This window comes from Roseateles subflavus (assembly GCF_030285365.1).
Taxonomy (GTDB): domain Bacteria; phylum Pseudomonadota; class Gammaproteobacteria; order Burkholderiales; family Burkholderiaceae_C; genus Roseateles_B; species Roseateles_B subflavus.
Map to the genome: position 1 here is coordinate 509,860 of NZ_JASVDS010000003.1, position 16,974 is coordinate 526,833.

General features: G+C 70.0%; 14 protein-coding genes. 13 read left to right on the forward strand and 1 reads right to left on the reverse strand.

Features of this window, described 5'->3' with window-relative positions; all coding sequences use genetic code 11:
* Positions 1-85 precede the first annotated feature (85 nt).
* Positions 86-1,372, forward strand: coding sequence for a flippase (locus tag QRD43_RS13285; RefSeq protein ID WP_285982951.1), 1,287 nt, complete (start codon positions 86-88; stop codon positions 1,370-1,372).
* A 48-nt stretch (positions 1,373-1,420) separates the two neighbouring features.
* Here QRD43_RS13285 and QRD43_RS13290 read toward each other — a convergent pair whose 3' ends face one another.
* Positions 1,421-2,368, reverse strand: coding sequence for a class I SAM-dependent methyltransferase (locus QRD43_RS13290; RefSeq protein ID WP_285982952.1), 948 nt, complete (start codon positions 2,366-2,368; stop codon positions 1,421-1,423).
* 77 nt (positions 2,369-2,445) lie between these two features.
* Here QRD43_RS13290 and QRD43_RS13295 point away from each other — a divergent pair, with 77 nt between their 5' ends.
* From QRD43_RS13295 to QRD43_RS13350, 12 genes are all read left to right on the forward strand, one after another.
* Positions 2,446-3,405: a glycosyltransferase family 2 protein gene (locus QRD43_RS13295; RefSeq protein ID WP_491572014.1), complete on the forward strand. Its 960-nt coding sequence runs from the start codon at positions 2,446-2,448 to the stop codon at positions 3,403-3,405.
* Positions 3,406-3,408: 3 nt separating this feature from the next.
* Positions 3,409-4,788 carry a hypothetical protein gene (locus tag QRD43_RS13300; protein WP_285982954.1) on the forward strand — a complete coding sequence of 460 codons (1,380 nt, stop codon included), beginning with the start codon at positions 3,409-3,411 and terminating at the stop codon, positions 4,786-4,788.
* A 44-nt stretch (positions 4,789-4,832) separates the two neighbouring features.
* Complete coding sequence (locus QRD43_RS13305; RefSeq protein WP_285982955.1) at positions 4,833-5,678, forward strand: 2OG-Fe(II) oxygenase; 846 nt, start codon at positions 4,833-4,835, stop codon at positions 5,676-5,678.
* Positions 5,675-6,739 carry a glycosyltransferase gene (locus QRD43_RS13310; protein WP_285982956.1) on the forward strand — a complete coding sequence of 355 codons (1,065 nt, stop codon included), beginning with the start codon at positions 5,675-5,677 and terminating at the stop codon, positions 6,737-6,739. Before QRD43_RS13305 ends, QRD43_RS13310 begins: the two co-directional genes overlap by 4 nt.
* Positions 6,736-7,968, forward strand: a complete 1,233-nt coding sequence (locus QRD43_RS13315; RefSeq protein WP_285982957.1) for a glycosyltransferase family 4 protein — start codon at positions 6,736-6,738, stop codon at positions 7,966-7,968. Before QRD43_RS13310 ends, QRD43_RS13315 begins: the two co-directional genes overlap by 4 nt.
* A 5-nt stretch (positions 7,969-7,973) precedes the next feature.
* Positions 7,974-8,858 carry a dTDP-4-dehydrorhamnose reductase family protein gene (locus tag QRD43_RS13320; RefSeq protein ID WP_285982958.1) on the forward strand — a complete coding sequence of 295 codons (885 nt, stop codon included), beginning with the start codon at positions 7,974-7,976 and terminating at the stop codon, positions 8,856-8,858.
* Positions 8,859-8,883: 25 nt separating this feature from the next.
* Positions 8,884-9,894 (forward strand): polysaccharide biosynthesis protein, encoded by a 1,011-nt coding sequence (locus QRD43_RS13325; protein WP_285982959.1) that lies wholly within the window; start codon positions 8,884-8,886, stop codon positions 9,892-9,894.
* A gap of 4 nt (positions 9,895-9,898) precedes the next feature.
* Positions 9,899-11,020 carry a non-hydrolyzing UDP-N-acetylglucosamine 2-epimerase gene (gene wecB, locus QRD43_RS13330; protein ID WP_285983189.1) on the forward strand — a complete coding sequence of 374 codons (1,122 nt, stop codon included), beginning with the start codon at positions 9,899-9,901 and terminating at the stop codon, positions 11,018-11,020.
* Between the two features lie 79 nt (positions 11,021-11,099).
* Positions 11,100-13,040: an SLBB domain-containing protein gene (locus QRD43_RS13335; RefSeq protein WP_285982960.1), complete on the forward strand. Its 1,941-nt coding sequence runs from the start codon at positions 11,100-11,102 to the stop codon at positions 13,038-13,040.
* An 8-nt stretch (positions 13,041-13,048) separates the two neighbouring features.
* On the forward strand, positions 13,049-14,224 hold the full coding sequence (locus tag QRD43_RS13340) for a Wzz/FepE/Etk N-terminal domain-containing protein (protein ID WP_285982961.1): 1,176 nt from the start codon (positions 13,049-13,051) through the stop codon (positions 14,222-14,224).
* A gap of 7 nt (positions 14,225-14,231) precedes the next feature.
* Complete coding sequence (locus tag QRD43_RS13345; protein ID WP_285982962.1) at positions 14,232-15,326, forward strand: MraY family glycosyltransferase; 1,095 nt, start codon at positions 14,232-14,234, stop codon at positions 15,324-15,326.
* A gap of 125 nt (positions 15,327-15,451) precedes the next feature.
* Positions 15,452-16,912, forward strand: a complete 1,461-nt coding sequence (locus QRD43_RS13350) for a DEAD/DEAH box helicase (RefSeq protein WP_285982963.1) — start codon at positions 15,452-15,454, stop codon at positions 16,910-16,912.
* The last annotated feature ends 62 nt before the right edge of the window (positions 16,913-16,974 follow it).

Genomic DNA, 16,974 nt, shown 5'->3' on the forward strand with positions numbered 1-16,974 from the left:
CGGTGAGCTATAGAATCCCGGGCCGTTCACCGGCGCCCCCGTCCGCCGTGCCGCGGTCCGCTTGTGACCCATTGTTTCCATCTCTGTGAAACTCGCCCGCAACTCCCTTCTCAACCTGTTCGGCCTTGGCGCGCCGATGCTGGTCGCGTTCGCATTGACGCCCAGCCTGCTGCATGGGCTCGGACCCGAGCGCTTCGGCCTGCTGACGCTCGTCTGGGCGGTCGTCGGCTATTTCGGTCTGTTCGATCTGGGCCTCTCCCGCGCCCTCACGCAGCGCATGGCGCTGCTGCTCGAGCAGCGGCAGCTGGAGGCCGTCGGTCCGCTGGCCACCACGGCGCTGGTGCTGATGGGCGTGATGGGCGTGGTGGGCGGGGCGCTCATGGCGCTGGCCGCCCCCTCGGCCTCGCATTGGCTGCGGGCGCTGACCCTGCTTGACGAGGCCGTGGCGGCGACCATCGTGATGGCGGCGGCGCTGCCCTTCATCGTGCTCACGGCGGGGCTGCGCGGGCTGCTCGAGGCCTGCCAGGCCTTTCGTGCCTTGAACGCGATCCGGATCGTCATGGGCCTGTGGACCTACGTCGGTCCCTGGCTGGTGCTGGTGCTGCATGGCCCGGACCTGGTCGGCGTGACGCTGGCGCTCGCGCTGGGCCGGGTGGTCGGCTGTGCGGTGCATGCCGTCAGCGCCTGGGCGCTGCTGCCCGCGTGGCATGGGCGGGTCCGGTGGTCGCGCGAGTGGGTGAGGCCGATGCTGGCGTCCGGCGGCTGGCTCACGCTGACCAACGTCGTCGGACCCATTGCCGGCTATGTGGACCGCTTCATCATCGGGGCCACCATCTCGACCGCGGCACTGACGTACTACGGCACGCCGCTGGAGATCGTGAACCGGCTGGCCGTCATTCCGGGAGCGTTGATCGGCGTGCTCTTCCCGGCCTTTGCCGCGATGGACGGGCTGGCCGGCCGCGCGCTGTACCGCAAGTCGCTGTGGATCCTCACGGCCGTTATGCTGCCCATCTGCCTGGCGCTGGGCCTGCTGGCACGGCCATTCCTGACGCACTGGCTGTCGCCGGAGATGGCCGAGCAGTGCACGCTGCTGCTGCAGATCTTCGCCCTGGGCGCCTTCTTCAACAGCCTCGCCAACGTGCCGCTGACGTGGCTGCAGGGGCGCGGGGACTTCCGCTCGCCCGCGCTGATGTACTGCGTCGAGCTGCCGCTGTTCCTGGGCGTCTTCTGGCTGCTCTCCACGCACTGGGGGCTGCTGGGCGCGGCCCTGGCGTGGCTGATCCGCATCGTGGGCGACACCGCCGTCCTCTTCTACCTCTGCCATCGAGACCAGCGGCGGCTGCCGGCTCCCGCCGTTGCACAGGCGCAATGATTCGCAACAGTGGCAAGCGTTGGTGACGGCGGGGGGGCCGCTCCCGCTTCAGCGCCGGATCTCCGCCAGCAGGTAAGGGTTCAGGGCGGTGCCCCGCAGCCAGGCCGGCAGGTGCTCCACATAGGCCTGGATGAGGGCCCGCAGCGCCTTCAGCGCGCCGCGATGGCAGGCCTCGAAGCCGAAGTAGCCCCGCAGCGGCAGTGGCCGGAAGCCGGCGGCCAGGCCGGTGCCGAGGAACAGTGCCCGGCATTCTCCGTAGGACAGCAGATGGCTTCGGCCCCAGGGCGCGTGCAGGTTGATGCGGGTCCGGGCGTAGACGCGTTCGCGGAGCCGCACAGACCAGGTGCGGGGCGTCAGCGCGTCGCTCGGGCCGTGCTGGATGTCCATCGGGAAGCGCTTGTTCGGGCACGCGACGATGACACGGCCCCCCGGGCGCGTGACCCGCAGCAGCTCGTTCGCGAAGCGCTGACGCTGTGCCTCATAGTCCGGCGCCAGGGTGCAGTGCCCGTTGAGCGTGCCGATGTGCTCGATCACGCCCAGCGCATACACGACGTCGAAGCTGGCGTCTGCAAAGGGCAGGCGCGTGGCATCGCAGCCGGCGAACCGGCGCGGGTCCCGCTGCAGGCGCCGCCAGTGTCGTGCGAGGTCGGGCAGGTCGACGCCGACACCGTCCCCGCCCGCATCCAGGTGGCACTGCAGGGCTTGGCCGACGCCACAGCCCACTTCCAGCACCTGCCGGGCCCGGGTCTGCCGGAAATAGGGTGAGAGGAACGCCGCATACACCCGCGCGCCACAGGCCTCCTGCCCCAGGGCATAGTCCTCGCTGGTGGTGGCCATGGCGCAGCGGGTGAAGTTCAGGTAGCCCTCCGGGCCCTGATGGAAGGTCTGTCCGCAGTCCGCACATTGGTAGGCGCTGCGGCCGCGCGCCGTCAGCAGCGTTCGGCAGTCAGGACATTGGAGGGGCAGGGGGGCGGGCAGCGGATGGGACAGGCGCATTCGGGACTCGCAGGGCAGGGCGATGGCCCCGCAAGGGCAAGCCGGGCACCCGCCCCGGGCGCTTGCGGCGGCCCGAGATGGACTGTCTACAATGCCGCCGCTACCTGCCAACCCCTATGCCCAGTCCGCGCGTCACTCTCGTCACCCCTGTCTACAACCAGGCGGAATACCTCGCTGCCACGATCGAGAGCGTGCTGGCCCAGGACTATGCGGCGCTCGAGTATCTGGTCATCGACGACGGCTCGAGCGATGACTCGCTGGCCGTCGCGCGGCGCTACGAACAGTCGCACCCCGGGCGGCTGCGCGTCATCGCCCAAGCCAACATCGGGCAGGCCGCGACGCTGAACAAGGGATGGGCGATGGCCACGGGCGAGATCCTGGCCTACCTGAGCTCGGACGACTGTCTGCTGCCCGGCGCCATCGGCCGCATGGTCGAGGCCCTGCAGTCCCATCCGCGCGCGGCCGTGGCCTATTGCGACTTCTGGCTGATCGACGCTCAGGGCGGCCGCCTGCGCGAGGTGCGCACCGAGGACTTCGATGCCGACCGCCTGCGCGTGGACCTGGTCTGCCAGCCTGGCCCGGGGGCCTTCTTCCGGCGCGAGGTGTTCACACGCCAGGGGGGCTGGCGGGCGGAGTTGCGCCAGGTGCCGGACTTCGAGTTCTGGCTGCGCGCCTCCCGCGAGGGCGATTTCATCCGCGTGCCGCAGGCGCTGGCCGAATACCGCATCCATGAGGGTTCGGCGTCGTTCCGGGCCATGCCGCCCGCGCGTGCCGAGGAGATCGTCGGCGTCGTGCAGGCCTGCTGGGCCGCGGAGCCGGAGACCGGCCGTGCGCGCCTGGCCTTGGCCAAGGCCCTCGGGATCGCCGCCAAGAATCATGGGCAGTCGGGGCGCCTCGTGGACGCCCTGCGCACGTTCGCACGGGCGCTGCGCCTGAAGCCGTCGATGGCCGCCGACCTCGGCATCTGGCGCCAGCTCATCGTGGGCATCGTGCGCCGCCGCTGGTACCAGTGGCGCGCCGCCACCGGAGGGGCCTGAGCCATGCGCGGGCGACTCTTCTGGTTCGGGCTGCTGCCGGTCATGCTGCTGCTGGCCCTGGCGGCGCAATCCAGCGCGGGCCATGGCTGGCGGCTGTGGGCGCTGACCGGCGTCAGCATGGCGCTGCTCGTGCTCATGCGCACGACGGTCGTCTCCTGGTTCTACAGCTTCATGGCCGTGTTCTACGTGCTGGGCTGCTGGTTCAAGGTCATGGCCCACAGCGCCTCCGACCTTCCCTACGTCGAGCCGGCGGGCAACTTCTCCGGCTCGCCGGCGGAGTGGGGCGAGTACTACGAATTCGCCATCGTCATCGGCCTCGCCCTGTTCATCGGGCGGGTGCTCAGCCTCATGGTCTGGGACCGTCGCAAGCCACATGAGCGGCAGTGGGAGTTCCGCGCCGGCGGGGTCACCGGCGGGCAGTGGGGCGTGCTCGTGGGCGTGGCGGCGCTCTTCTACCTCGTGAACAACCTGGCGGCCTTCTTCGTCACTGGCGTGAATGCCCGCGTGACCCTGCCCTTCGCTTTGAACGCCCCGCTGGCCTTCATGGCGCTGATCGGCTTCGCGATGGTGCTGGCCACCTATGTGGCACGCGACGTCGCCGTGCGGCAGCGCATGACACCGACGACGGCCTTCGCGATCCTCATGGTCGCCTCGATTGCGTCCGTCTCCATGGCCAGCCGCGCGGCGGTCGTGATGCAGGCCATCCCCATCCTGCTGGCCGCGCACTACCTGCAGTCCCGCTGGGGCAAGCACCAGTTCGGCAAGCTGCCGGTGCTGATGCTGGGCGGCTTCGTGGCGCTGGTGCTGGTGGCGGTGTCAATCTACCGGGTGAAGGTCTTTTCGGGCGTTGCCGGCGCGGACGGCGAGATGCTGGGCTTCTTCCTGCTGGAGAGCGGGCTGCTCGTGGTGGACCGCTGGGTCGGCGCCGAGGCCATCATGGTCGCCGTGGCCGAGCCCGTGCGCTCGATGGACCTGTTCTGGCGCCTCATGGCCGAGGATCCGGCCATCGGCGTCGATTCGATCTACCAGCAGCTCTCGGGCGGCAAGTATGAGCTGCTCAAGGGGCTCACGTTCCTGACGCTGCCCGGCTACTTCGGCGTCATCAGCCTGTGCGGCGAGCTGTTCTGGGTGTTCGTGCTGGTGCTGGCCATGACGCTCCTCGGCCTGGCTTTCGAGGCCCTCGTGCGGCGGCTGTTGTGCCACCAGATGATTCCGGTGGCCCTCATCTGCGGCGCCGTCGCCAATGCCCTGACGCAGCTCAGCTTCCCGCGCCTCCTGGGACCTTTCCTGCTGCAGATGCTGCTGCTGGCGGGCCTGCTGGGGCTGCTGCTGCGCGGGCCCTTCGGTCTCGTCGAGCGCCGGCCTGCGCCGGACGCCGCCTGAGCGATCCCGAAACGCCCTTCACAACGTTCAGCCCCTCCTTCGCCATGACATCACATGACCCCCAAGCACCCAGCCGCGAGCAGCTGGTGCAGGCCATCCTCGCCCGGCTGGCGGCCGAGCACGACCGCGCCAAGGCCGCCTTCACGGCCTCGGCCAGCGAGGTCGGCGTCCGCTACTGCGCGATCGACGACCTGCTGCCCGAGGCCTGGGCCCGCCAGGTGAGCGAGGCCTTCCCGGAGCCTTCGGCCATGCGCCTGATGGACAGCTTCCGGGAGAAGAAATACACGTCCAAGGATTTCGACCGTTTCAGTCCGCTGATGGCGGACATCACCTTCGCCGTGCAGGACCCGCGGGTCGTCGCCGTCGTGGAGCGCATCACTGGCATTGCGGACCAGCAGCCGGATGCGCAGCTCTACGCAGGCGGGCTCAGCGCCATGGTGCAAGGCCATTTCCTCGGTCCGCACATCGACAACTCCCACGAGGCCAGCCGCCAGCGCTACCGCACCCTGAACCTGCTGTACTACGTGTCGCCCGACTGGGCCCTGGAGAACGGCGGCAACCTCGAGCTGTGGGACCGTGACGTGCGCCAGCGCACCACCATCGTCAGCCGCTTCAACCGCCTCGCGCTGATGGAGACGACGCCCACCTCGTGGCACTCGGTCAGCCCGGTCGTCGCGGCCGGCACGCGCCGCTGCGTCTCGAACTACTACTTCTCGCCGACGTCACCCACCGGCCAGCCCTACTTCAACGTGACCTCGTTTAGCGCCTGGCCGGACCAGCCCTTCAGGCGCCTGTGGGCCCGTCTCGACGGGCATCTGCGCCAGGGCGTTCGCAAGCTGGTGCCGCAGGGGCTGGGCCGCAAGGATGTCTACGAGGGGCCGCGCAAGTGAAGTCCGACGACGGGCGCCTGATGCTGTTCGCGCCCAATGTGCACACCGGCGGCGGACTGGTGCTGCTGAAGTCCCTGCTCGCGGCCTGGCCCGCGGGCCGTCCGCTGAGGGCGTGGCTCGACGCGCGCGCCAGGCACGACCTGACCCTGCCCGGCGGCGCCGAGGTGACGTGGGTGGAGGCATCCCCGCTGTCGCGCGCCCGGGCGCAGTGGGACTCGGCCCGCTCGGCCCGCGCCCAGGACCGCCTGCTGTGCTTCCACGGCCTGCCGCCGGTCTGGGACTCGCCGGCGCGCGTCGAGGTCTTCCTGCAGAACCGCAACTACCTGGGCGAGGTGGACCTGTCCACCTTCAGCCCCCGCACGCGCCTGCGCCTGCGCCTGGAGCAGTGGATGCTGCGCCGGGGTCGGGAGCGCGTGCACGGCTACTGGGTGCAGACGCCCTCGATGGCCGCCGCGCTGCGTCGCTGGTGGGGCCCGGTGCAAGGGCGCGCGCCCGCCGTGAAGGTGCTGCCCTTCCTGCCCCTTCAGCCTGAGGCACCGGCTGACGGCGCGGCCGGGACAGCGCCGCCGGTGCTGGACTACCTCTACGTCGCCGACGGCGAGGCCCACAAGAACCACCGCCGCCTGATCGAGGCCTGGCGCCTGCTGGCGGCCGAGGGGCTGCGGCCCTCGCTGGGCCTCACGCTCGGCGCGAAGGACCAGGCGCTGCGCGACTGGATCGACGCCGAGGCGCAGGCGCACGGCCTGCAGATCCGCCAGTTGGGCGTGCTGCCGCATGCGGAGCTGCTGGGCTGGTATGGCCGCTGCCGCGCGCTGGTGTTTCCGTCGCTGAGCGAGTCCTTCGGCCTGCCGCTGATCGAGGCGCGCCAGGCCGGCTGCCCGGTGCTGGCCGGCGAGCTCGACTTCGTGCGGGATGTCTGCGAGCCCGCCCAGACCTTCGATCCGCTCTCCGCCGTGTCCATCGCGCGGGCCGTGCGCCGCTTCGAGGGCTGCGCGCAGGCGCCGCTGGAGCCGGCCGGTGCGGCCGCGTTCCTGGCTGCCCTCATGGCGGAGCCGCAGTGAGGGTGCTGCTGCTGAGCCAGCACTTCTGGCCCGAGTCCTTCCGCATCAACGAGGTCGCGCAGTCGCTCGTGGAGCAGGGCTGCGAGGTCACCGTGCTGACCGGCAAGCCGAACTACCCGGAAGGGGCGATCTACCCGGGCTACCGCGTGGGCGGTGTGCAGACCGAGCGCCATGAAGGCTACGAGATCGTGCGGGTGCCGCTGTGCCCGCGCGGCGCCGGCGGGGCGCGCCGCCTGGTGCTGAACTACCTGTCCTTCATCTTCAGCACGGTGCTGATGGGGCCGTGGGCGCTGCGCGGCAGGCGCTTCGACGTGATCTTCGTCTACGGCACCTCGCCGATCCTGCAGGCCATCGGGGCCATCGTGCTCAAGTGGATCAAGCGGGCCGCGCTCGTGACCTGGGTGCAGGACCAGTGGCCGCAGAGCCTCGAGGTCACCGGCTTCGTGCGCAACCGGCGTGCCCTGGCCGCGGTGGCGGTGGTGGTGCGCTGGATCTACCGCCGCTGCGACCTGCTGCTCGTGCAGTCCCAGGCCTTCCTGGCGCCCGTGCGGGCCATGGCCGGGCACACCCCTGTTGCCGTGCACCTCAACCCCGGCGACCGCGAGCAGCCGGCCGCAGCGCCGCTGCCGGCGGCCCTGGCCGAGCTCCCGTGGGGCGAGGGCTTCCACATCGTCTTCGCCGGCAACCTGGGCACCGCGCAGGCGCTGGACTGCGTGCTCGAGGCCGCCGAGCGGCTCGGTGCGGACGCGGGCGTGCGCTGGGTGCTGGTGGGCAGCGGGGCGCGAAGCAGCTGGCTGCAGGCACAGGTGCGCGAGCGCAGGCTCGACCACGTGCTGCTGCCCGGGCGCTTCGACCCGGCCTGCATGCCGGCGCTGTTCGAACGCGCCGATGCCCTGCTGGTGAGCCTGAACCGGGGCGAGGCGCTGGCCCAGACGGTTCCGAGCAAAATACAGGCCTATCTGGCCGCCGGGCGGCCAGTGGTGGCCAGCCTGGACGGCGAGGGCGCACGGGTGCTGGCCGAGGCCGGCGCCGGCGTCAGCGCCCCCGCCGAGGATGCCGCGGCGCTGGCCGAGGCCGTGCGGGCCCTGCAGCAGCGCAGCCCGGCCGAGCGCGCGGCCATGGGCGAGGCCGGCCGCCGCTACTACCGCGCCCATTTCGATCCGGCGCAGCTGGCGCAGGATCTGGTGGGACATTTCGAGCACGCGTGTGCGCTGCGTCGAGGAAAGTGAAAGAGATGACATTGCAAGACACCGCCGGCCGCTGCCGGGTGCTGGTCCTCGGGGCCAGCGGCATGCTGGGCAACGCCGTGCTGCGCTGGTTCGCGCAGGACCCGGCCTACGAGGTCATCGGCTCCGTGCGCGGCGCGGCCGCCGCCCAGCGCCTGCAGGCCCTGGCGCCCGCGGCGACGCTGCGGGTGGGCGTGGACGTCGAGAACCTCGATGCCCTGACCCGCCTCTTCGCCGAGACCCGCCCGCAGGTGGTTATCAACTGCGTCGGCGTCATCAAGCAGCTGGCCGAGGCGGACGACCCGCTGACGGCCATTCCGCTGAACGCGCTGCTGCCGCACCGCCTGGCGCGCCTCGCGCAGGTGGCGGGCGCCCGCCTGGTGCACGTCAGCACCGACTGCGTCTTCGATGGCCGCCGCGGCGGCTACAAGGAATCCGACGCGCCGGACGCGACCGACCTCTACGGCCGCAGCAAGCTGCTGGGTGAGGTGGATTACCCCAACGCCGTGACGCTGCGAACCTCCATCATCGGCACCGAGCTGAACAGCCACCACGGCCTCGTGGGCTGGTTCCTCGCGCAGTCCGGTGCCGTGCGGGGCTTCACCCGGGCCGTGTTCTCGGGCCTGCCGACCGTCGAGCTGGCGCGCGTCATCCAGGCGTTCGTGCTGCCCCGCCCGGAACTGCATGGGACCTACCATGTGTCCGCCGCGCCCATCGACAAGCACGCGCTGCTGAGCCTCGTGGCCGAGGTCTACGGCCGCGACACCCGCATCGACCCGGACGACCGCCTCGTCATCGACCGCTCGCTCGACTCCACCCGCTTCCGCGAGCTCACCGGCTACGCGCCGCCGGACTGGCCGGAGCTCGTGCGCCGCATGCACGCCTTCGCCTGACCGCCCTCGAATCCAGAGATCCGCCATGTTCAAAGACAAAGTCCTCCTCATCACCGGTGGCACGGGCAGCTTCGGCAACGCCGTGCTCTCCCGCTTCCTCAAGTCCGACTTCGCCGAGATCCGCATCTTCAGCCGCGACGAGAAGAAGCAGGAAGACATGCGCATCGCGCTCAAGAGCGACAAGGTCAAGTTCCACATCGGCGACGTGCGCGACTACGACAGCGTGCACGACGCCCTCAACGGCGTGGACTACGTCTTCCATGCCGCGGCGCTCAAGCAGGTGCCGTCCTGCGAGTTCTATCCGATGGAGGCCGTCAAGACCAACGTCATCGGCGCCGAGAACGTCATGCGCGCGGCCATCGCCCAGGGCGTGAGCCGCGTGGTGGTGCTCTCGACCGACAAGGCCGTCTATCCCATCAACGCCATGGGCATGTCCAAGGCCATGATGGAGAAGGTGATGGTCGCCAAGAGCCGCCTGTGCGACCCCAGCAAGACCGTGCTCTCGGCCACCCGCTACGGCAACGTGATGGCCTCGCGCGGCTCGGTGATCCCGCTGTTCCTGCAGCAGCTGCAGGACGGCAAGCCCCTGACCATCACCGACCCCACGATGACGCGCTTCCTGATGTCGCTCGAGGAGTCGGTCGATCTCGTGCTCTACGCCTTCGAGCACGCGCGCCCTGGCGACATCTTCGTGCAGAAGGCCCCGGCCTCGACGGTGGGCGACCTGGCCGAGGCCATGCGCCAGCTGCTGAAGAAGGACAACGAGATCAAGATCATCGGTACCCGCCACGGCGAGAAGCTGTACGAGTCCCTGGTCTCGCGCGAGGAGATGGCCCGCTCGGAGGACCTGGGGGGCTACTACCGCATCCCGGCGGACTCCCGCGACCTGAACTACGCCAAGTACTTCGTCGAAGGCCAGACCGCCATCTCGGAGATCGACGACTACACGTCGCACAACACGCAGCGCCTGAGCGTGGACGAGGTCAAGCAGGTGCTGATGCAGCTGGAACTGATCCAGGAGGCCGTCCGTGCTTAAGGTCATGACCGTGGTCGGGACCCGACCGGAGATCATCCGTCTCTCGCGCGTGATGGCGCAGCTGGACCGCCACTGCCGCCACGTGATCGTGCACACGGGCCAGAACTACGACTACGAGCTCAACGAGGTCTTCTTCAGCGACCTCGGCATCCGCAAGCCGGACCACTTCCTGGAAGCGGCCGGCAGCACCGCCGCCGAGACCATCGCGCAGGTGATCGCCAACGTCGACAAGGTGCTCGAGCAGGAGCAGCCCGACGCGCTGCTGATCCTCGGCGACACCAACAGCTGCCTCGCCGCCATCGCGGCCAAGCGCCGCAAGGTGCCGATCTTCCACATGGAGGCCGGCAACCGCTGCTTCGACTTCCGCGTGCCCGAGGAGATCAACCGCCGCATCGTCGACCACACCTCGGACATCAACCTGACCTACAGCCAGATCGCCCGCGACTACCTGCTGCGAGAGAACCTGCCGCCGGACCAGGTCATCTGCACGGGCAGCCCGATGCGCGAGGTGATCGAGCATTACCAGCCCGGCATCGACGCCTCCGACGTGCTCACGCGCCAGGGGCTGACCGCCGGGCGCTACTTCGTCGTGTCCTCGCACCGCGAGGAGAACGTCGACTCGCCCGAGAACCTGCGCAAGCTGCTGGGCATCCTGAATGCCCTGGCGAAGGAGTACGGCGAGCCGGTGATCGTCTCGACGCACCCACGCACCCGCAAGCGCCTCGAGACGCTGCTGGCCGAGCAGGCCATGGACCCGCTCGTGCAGTTCATGAAGCCCTTCGGCTTCCTGGACTACATCCAGCTGCAGCGCCACGCCCGCGCGGTGCTCTCGGACAGCGGCACCATCACCGAGGAGTCCTCCATCCTTAACTTCCCCGCCCTGAACCTGCGCGAGGTGCATGAGCGGCCGGAGGGCGTGGAGGAGGGCGCGGTGATGATGGTGGGCCTGGACCTGGACCGCGTGCGGGACGGCCTGGCCATCCTCGCCTCGCAGCCGCGCGGCGACGATCGCCTGCTGCGCCTGGTGCAGGACTACGCCCCGGCCAACGTCTCGGACAAGGTCCTGCGCATCATCATCAGTTACACCGGGTTCGTGAATCGCAAGGTCTGGCGCAAGTCGGGCTGAGCGCGCCGCTAGAATCCCGCCGCATTCCGGTCGTCCGGCACGATGCCGCCCGACCCACCCTACCTACTGGCCGCCGCCCATGAATCGACTCGCAGCCTTCCGCCATCTCTGCTCCGCCGCCCTGGTGCTGATGGCCTCCCTGAGCGCCGGCTCCGCCTGGGCTCAAGCCACCACAGGCAGTGGCGAGAACGTGCAGTCCGTCGGCGGCCCCGTGCGGCTGAACCTCCCGACCAACGCCAAGGACGAGCGCGAACGCGAGCGCGAGCAGCTCATGCGCCTGAAGCAGGCACAGCAGGGCGTCGACAACGCCGATCTGTTCATCTCGCCGCGCATGGCCTACAAGCCCAGCGACTTCGAGCTCTTCGTCCGCCAGCAGGCCGGCATCACGCGTGCGCAGGGCGACCGCGCCGACGCGGACTGGCTGGACACGCTGCGCCGCTTCGGCGCGGACCTCATGGTGCCGCAGGCCCGCACCCCCGAGGGCCTGAGCCTGGATCTGCCGACCTCGGTGCCGGACGACTACCAGCTCTCAGCCGGCGATGAAGTGCTGGTGAACCTGTGGGGCAGCGTCGAAGGCAATCTGCGCCTGGTGGTGGACCGGGGCGGTCAGCTGGCGATCCCGCGCGTGGGCACCCTCTCCGTCAATGGCGTGCGCTTCGGCGACCTGCGCGGCGTCATCCTGCGCCGGGCCTCGCAGCAGTTCAAGAACTTCGACGTGGCCGTGTCGATGGGCCGTGTGCGCTCGATCCGTGTCTACATGACGGGCTTCGTCAACTCGCCGGGCGCGCAGTCCCTCAGCGGCCTGTCCACCGTGCTGCAGGCGCTGGTCGCGGCCGGCGGCCCGAGCGGTGTCGGCAGCTTCCGCAACATCCAGCTGCGTCGCCAGGGCCAGGCGCCGATGCAGCTCGACCTCTACGATCTGCTGCTCAAGGGCGATCGCGGCGGCGACCGCACGCTGCGCAACGAGGACGTCATCCACGTGGCGCCCATCGGCACGCAGGTGGGCGTGATCGGCAGCGTCAACCGCCCGGCCGTCTATGAGCTCAAGGGCGGCGAAACCCTGGCCGACGTGCTGGCCATGGCCGGCGGCCCCGCGGCCCTGGCCAACCGCCAGCAGGCCGTGATCCACCGCATCGATGCCCAGGGTCAGACCCAGCTGCGCACGGTGGACCTCAGCAAGGAGGCCGGCCAGCCGGCCCAGAACGGTGACGTGCTGCGGCTGCAGGGCTTCGGCGACGTCGCCCAGCCGAGCGCTCGCCAGATGAAGCGGGTGCGGGTGGACGGCGAGGTCCAGCGTCCCGGCGACTACATCCTGCCGGCCGGCAGCACCCTGCGCGACGCCCTGCGCGCCGCCGGGGGCACCACGGCCGAGGCCTTCCTCTTCGGTGCGGAGCTGACGCGCGAGTCCGTGCGCCTGTCGCAGGCCGAGAACTACGAGCGGGCCATGCGCGACCTGGAGGTCGAGCTCACCCGCGGCCTGGTCAAGGGCAAGGAAAGGACGATCCCGCCGAACGACGAGGTCTATGCCCGCAACACGGCCCTGACCCGCTACGTCGAGCGTCTTCGCAACGTGCGACCGACCGGCCGTGTGGTGCTGGGCCTGGCCCTCGACGCCCGCGAGCTCCCCGACATGACCATCGAGGACGGCGACCGCCTGACGCTGCCCATCAAGCCCTCCTCCGTGAGCGTGTACGGCAGCGTGATGAACAGCGGCAGCTACGTCTTCGCCAACGGCCGTTCGCTGTCCCAGTACGTGGCCATGGCCGGCGGCGCCGCGCGCAGCGGTGACACCGGCAGCCTGTTCGTGGTCCGCGCGGATGGCAGCGTCGTCAGCAACCGCAGCAGCAGCGGCTGGTTTGTCGGTGGCGGCGCCGTGGAGGGCCTGCAGGCCCAGCCGGGCGACACGGTCTTCGTGCCCGAGAACCTGTTCCACCTCGGCAACTCGGCGGAGCTGAAGGACTGGTCGACCATCCTGTACCAGTTCGGCCTGGGCGCCCTGGCGCTGAAGAACCTGAAATGAGCGAGCCCATGAGCATGAGCGCAATGCCCGAGGGGCAGGATTCCGTCGACACGCTGCTGGCTGTGGCGCGGCAGGGGCGTCGCATTGTCGGCGTGTCGCTGCTGTGCGGCGTGCTGGCACTTGGCGGCAGCTACCTGGTGGCCCCGACGTTCACGGCGGCGACGGTGGTGCTACCGCCGCAGCAGCAGCAGTCGCTGGCCGCCAGCGCGCTGTCCTCGCTGGGCGGCCTGGCGGGGCTCGCCGGGGCCGCGGCCGGGGGCGTCAAGAGCCCGCTGGACCAGCATGTCGCCCTGCTGCAGAGCACGACGGTGGCCGACCGCATGATCGACCGCTTCAAGCTGGCCGAGGTCTATGACAAGGAACTGCGTTCCGACGTCCGCAAGAAGTTCTGGACCAACCTGCGCGTGGCCGCCGGCCGCCGCGACGGCCTGCTCACCATCGAGGTCGACGACCGCGAGCCCCAGCGCGCCGCCGAGATGGCCAATGCCATGGTGGACGAGTTCCGGCGCATCACCTCGGAGATCGCGATCACCGAGGCGCAGCAGCGCAAGGTCTTCTTCGAGAAGCACCTGATGGAGACCAAGGACCGCCTGACCCGCGCCCAGCTCGCGCTGCAGCAGACGGGGCTGTCCAGCGGGGCCATCAAGGCTGAGCCCAAGGCAGCTGCCGAGGCCTATGCCAAGCTGCGCGCCGAATACACGGCGGCCGAGGTGCGCCTCCAGGCCATGTCCACGAACCTGACGCCCTCCGCACCCGAGGTGATGCAGCAGCGCGGCCTGGTGTCCGGCCTCAAGGCCCAGCTCGACCGCGTCGAGCGTGACATCAACCAGGCCGCCGATGGCAAGGACGGCAAGGATGGCGAGGCCGGTGCCAACTACATCAGCCGCTACCGCGACTACAAGTACCAGGAAACGCTGTTCGAGCTGTTCGCCAAGCAGTTCGAAATGGCCAAGGTCGACGAGGGCCGTGAAGGCGGTCTGATCCAGGTGGTCGACGTCGCCCAGGTGCCGGACCGCAAGAGCAAGCCCAAGCGTGCCTTCATTGCGGCGGGGGTCTCCGTGGCCGTCGGTCTGATGATGCTGATCCTCGCCTGGCTGCGAGCCAGTGCGCCGCAGGACGCCGCGAGCGTGGAGCGCCGCCGCAAGCTCAAGCGCCTGCTGCCGGCCCTGCTGGGACGCGGCTGATCGCACCATGCTGTCGACACTGGCCCTGAGCTTCGGGCTGTCCCTGATCGTCACCCTGGTGCTGGTGCGCGGCCTGCGCGCCAGTGGAGGTGCCGCGGCGGACCACGACTTCAGCGGCCCGCAGAAGTTCCATGCCCGCGCGGTGCCCCGCATCGGCGGGCTCGGCATCTTCGCCGGTGTCTGCGTGGCGCTGGCGGTGGGGGCCTGGCGCTTCCCCGTGGCACATGACCAGTCCCTGCTGCTGCTGGCCGTGTCCCTGCCGGCCTTCGGTGCCGGCCTGGTGGAGGACGTCACCAAGCGCGTCTCCCCTTCGTGGCGCATGCTGGCGCTGGCGATCTCGGGGGTGCTCGGCGCGGAACTGCTGGGGGCCCGCATCGGTCACACGGCCATCCCCGGCCTCGACGAGCTTGCGCAGCTGCCGGTGGGCAGCCTGATGCTGGCGGTGTTCGTCGTGGCGGGCGTCGGCAACTCCGTCAACATCATCGATGGCTTCAACGGCCTCGCGTCCATGTGCAGCGTCATCATGCTGACGGGCGTGGCGGCCGTCGCCTTCACCGTGGGCGACCCGTGGATCGGGACGATCGCCCTCACCGTGGTGGCGGCGGTGATCGGCTTCTTCATCTGGAACTACCCGATGGGGCTGATCTTCCTGGGGGACGGCGGCGCCTATTTCCTCGGTTTCATGCTGGCCGAGCTGTGCATCCTGCTGATGGCGCGCAACCCGGACGTCTCCCCCCTGTTCCCGCTGCTGCTGTGCGCCTATCCGGTGGTGGAGACGGTGTTCTCGATGTACCGGCGCAAGGTCGTGCGGGGGCGCCCGGTGGGCATGCCCGACGGCGTGCACCTGCACAGCCTGATCTACCGCCGCCTGATGCGCTGGGCCATCGGCAGCCGCGACGCCCAGGTCCTGACGCGGCGCAACTCCATGACGGCGCCCTATCTGTGGGTCGTCTGCTCGCTCTCGGCCATCCCGGCCGTCGTGTGGTGGGACGACACCCGCATGCTGGCGGTGTGCCTGGCGGTCTTCGCGGCGGGCTACGTGAGCATGTACTGGCGCATCGTGAAATTCCGCACGCCGCGCTGGCTCGTCCTGCGGCGCTGAACGCCACCGGAGCGTGGCGGGAAGGGCGCGAAAGCGCCGGGATCCGGTGTTCTGTGGGGGTTCGAGTCTGCTCTCTTTTGAGGCTGAGGCGGGCTCAGGAGGCATTCCGGCGATAATGGCGGGCTATGACCGACACCACCGTGACTGCTGAAGCTGAAGCCGCACCGGCGCGCTTCGATACGCTGCCCCTTGACGCCAAGCTGCTGCGTGCCGTGGCCGACCAAGGCTACGCGACGATGACGCCCATCCAGGCCAAGGCCATTCCGGTCGTGCTGTCCGGGCGCGATGTGATGGGCGCCGCCCAGACGGGCACCGGCAAGACCGCTGCCTTCTCCATCCCGCTGCTGCATCGCATGATGCGCCACGAGAACGCCAGCGCCTCGCCGGCCCGCCACCCGGTGCGCGCCCTGGTGCTGGCACCCACCCGCGAGCTGGCTGACCAGGTCGCCAACAACGTCAAGGCCTACGCCAAGCACAGCCAGCTGCGCGTGGCCTGCGTCTTCGGCGGCATCGACATCAAGCCGCAGATGGAAGAGCTGCGCCGCGGCGTCGAGGTGCTGATTGCCACGCCGGGCCGCCTGCTGGACCACATCGAAGCCAAGACGGCGGTGCTGAACCAGGTCGAGTACGTCGTGCTGGACGAGGCCGACCGCATGCTGGACATCGGCTTCCTGCCCGACCTGCAGCGCATCCTGAGCTACCTGCCCAAGGCGCGCCAGACCCTGCTGTTCTCGGCCACGTTCTCGCCCGAGATCAAGCGCCTGGCCCAGAGCTATCTGCAGAACCCCGAGCTTGTCGAGGTCGCCCGGCCCAATGCCACGGCTTCCACGGTGGAGCAGCGCTTCTACAGCGTCGAGGACGACGACAAGCGCCGCCTGGTCTGCCAGATCCTGCGCCAGCGTGCGATCACGCAGGCCATCGTGTTCGTGAACTCCAAGCTCGGTGCTGCGCGTCTGGCCCGGTCCTTCGAGCGTGACGGCCTGCGCACGGCCGCGCTGCATGGCGACAAGTCCCAGGACGAGCGTCTGAAGTCCCTGGCCGCCTTCAAGCGCGGTGAAGTGGATCTGCTGGTGGCGACGGACGTCGCCGCCCGCGGCCTGGACATCGCCGACCTGCCGGCGGTCTTCAACTTCGACGTGCCCTTCAACGCGGAGGACTACGTGCACCGCATCGGTCGCACGGGCCGCGCCGGCGCCTCCGGCATCGCCATCACGCTGGTCGCGAAGTCCGATGCGCGCCTGGTGGCGGACATCGAGAAGCTCATCAAGCGCAAGCTCGACCTCGAGCCGTGCGAGCTGGAAGACGACCGCCCGCGCCGCCCGCGCCGGGACCGCGACGAGCGCCCGGAAGCCAGCATGGCCTCCGCGCCCGTCGCGCCGCGGCCGGCCTACCGGCCGCCGGCGCCTCCCCGCGACGCCTTCTTCGAGAAGCCCTACGAGGCCCAGGCCACCGCCGAACCGGCCGCCTGGGAGCGGGGGGCGGCCGCCACGCCCGCCAAGGGCCTGAGCAGCTACATCAAGCCCAAGAAGAAGGTGGCAGCGCTGTTCGGCGCCAAGCCGGTGGCCGCGCCGGGCGAATCGTCCTGATCGCCAGCGCGAATCGGCCAAGCCGGTCCGCCAGAGAAAAGGCGCCCCGCGAGGGCGCCTTT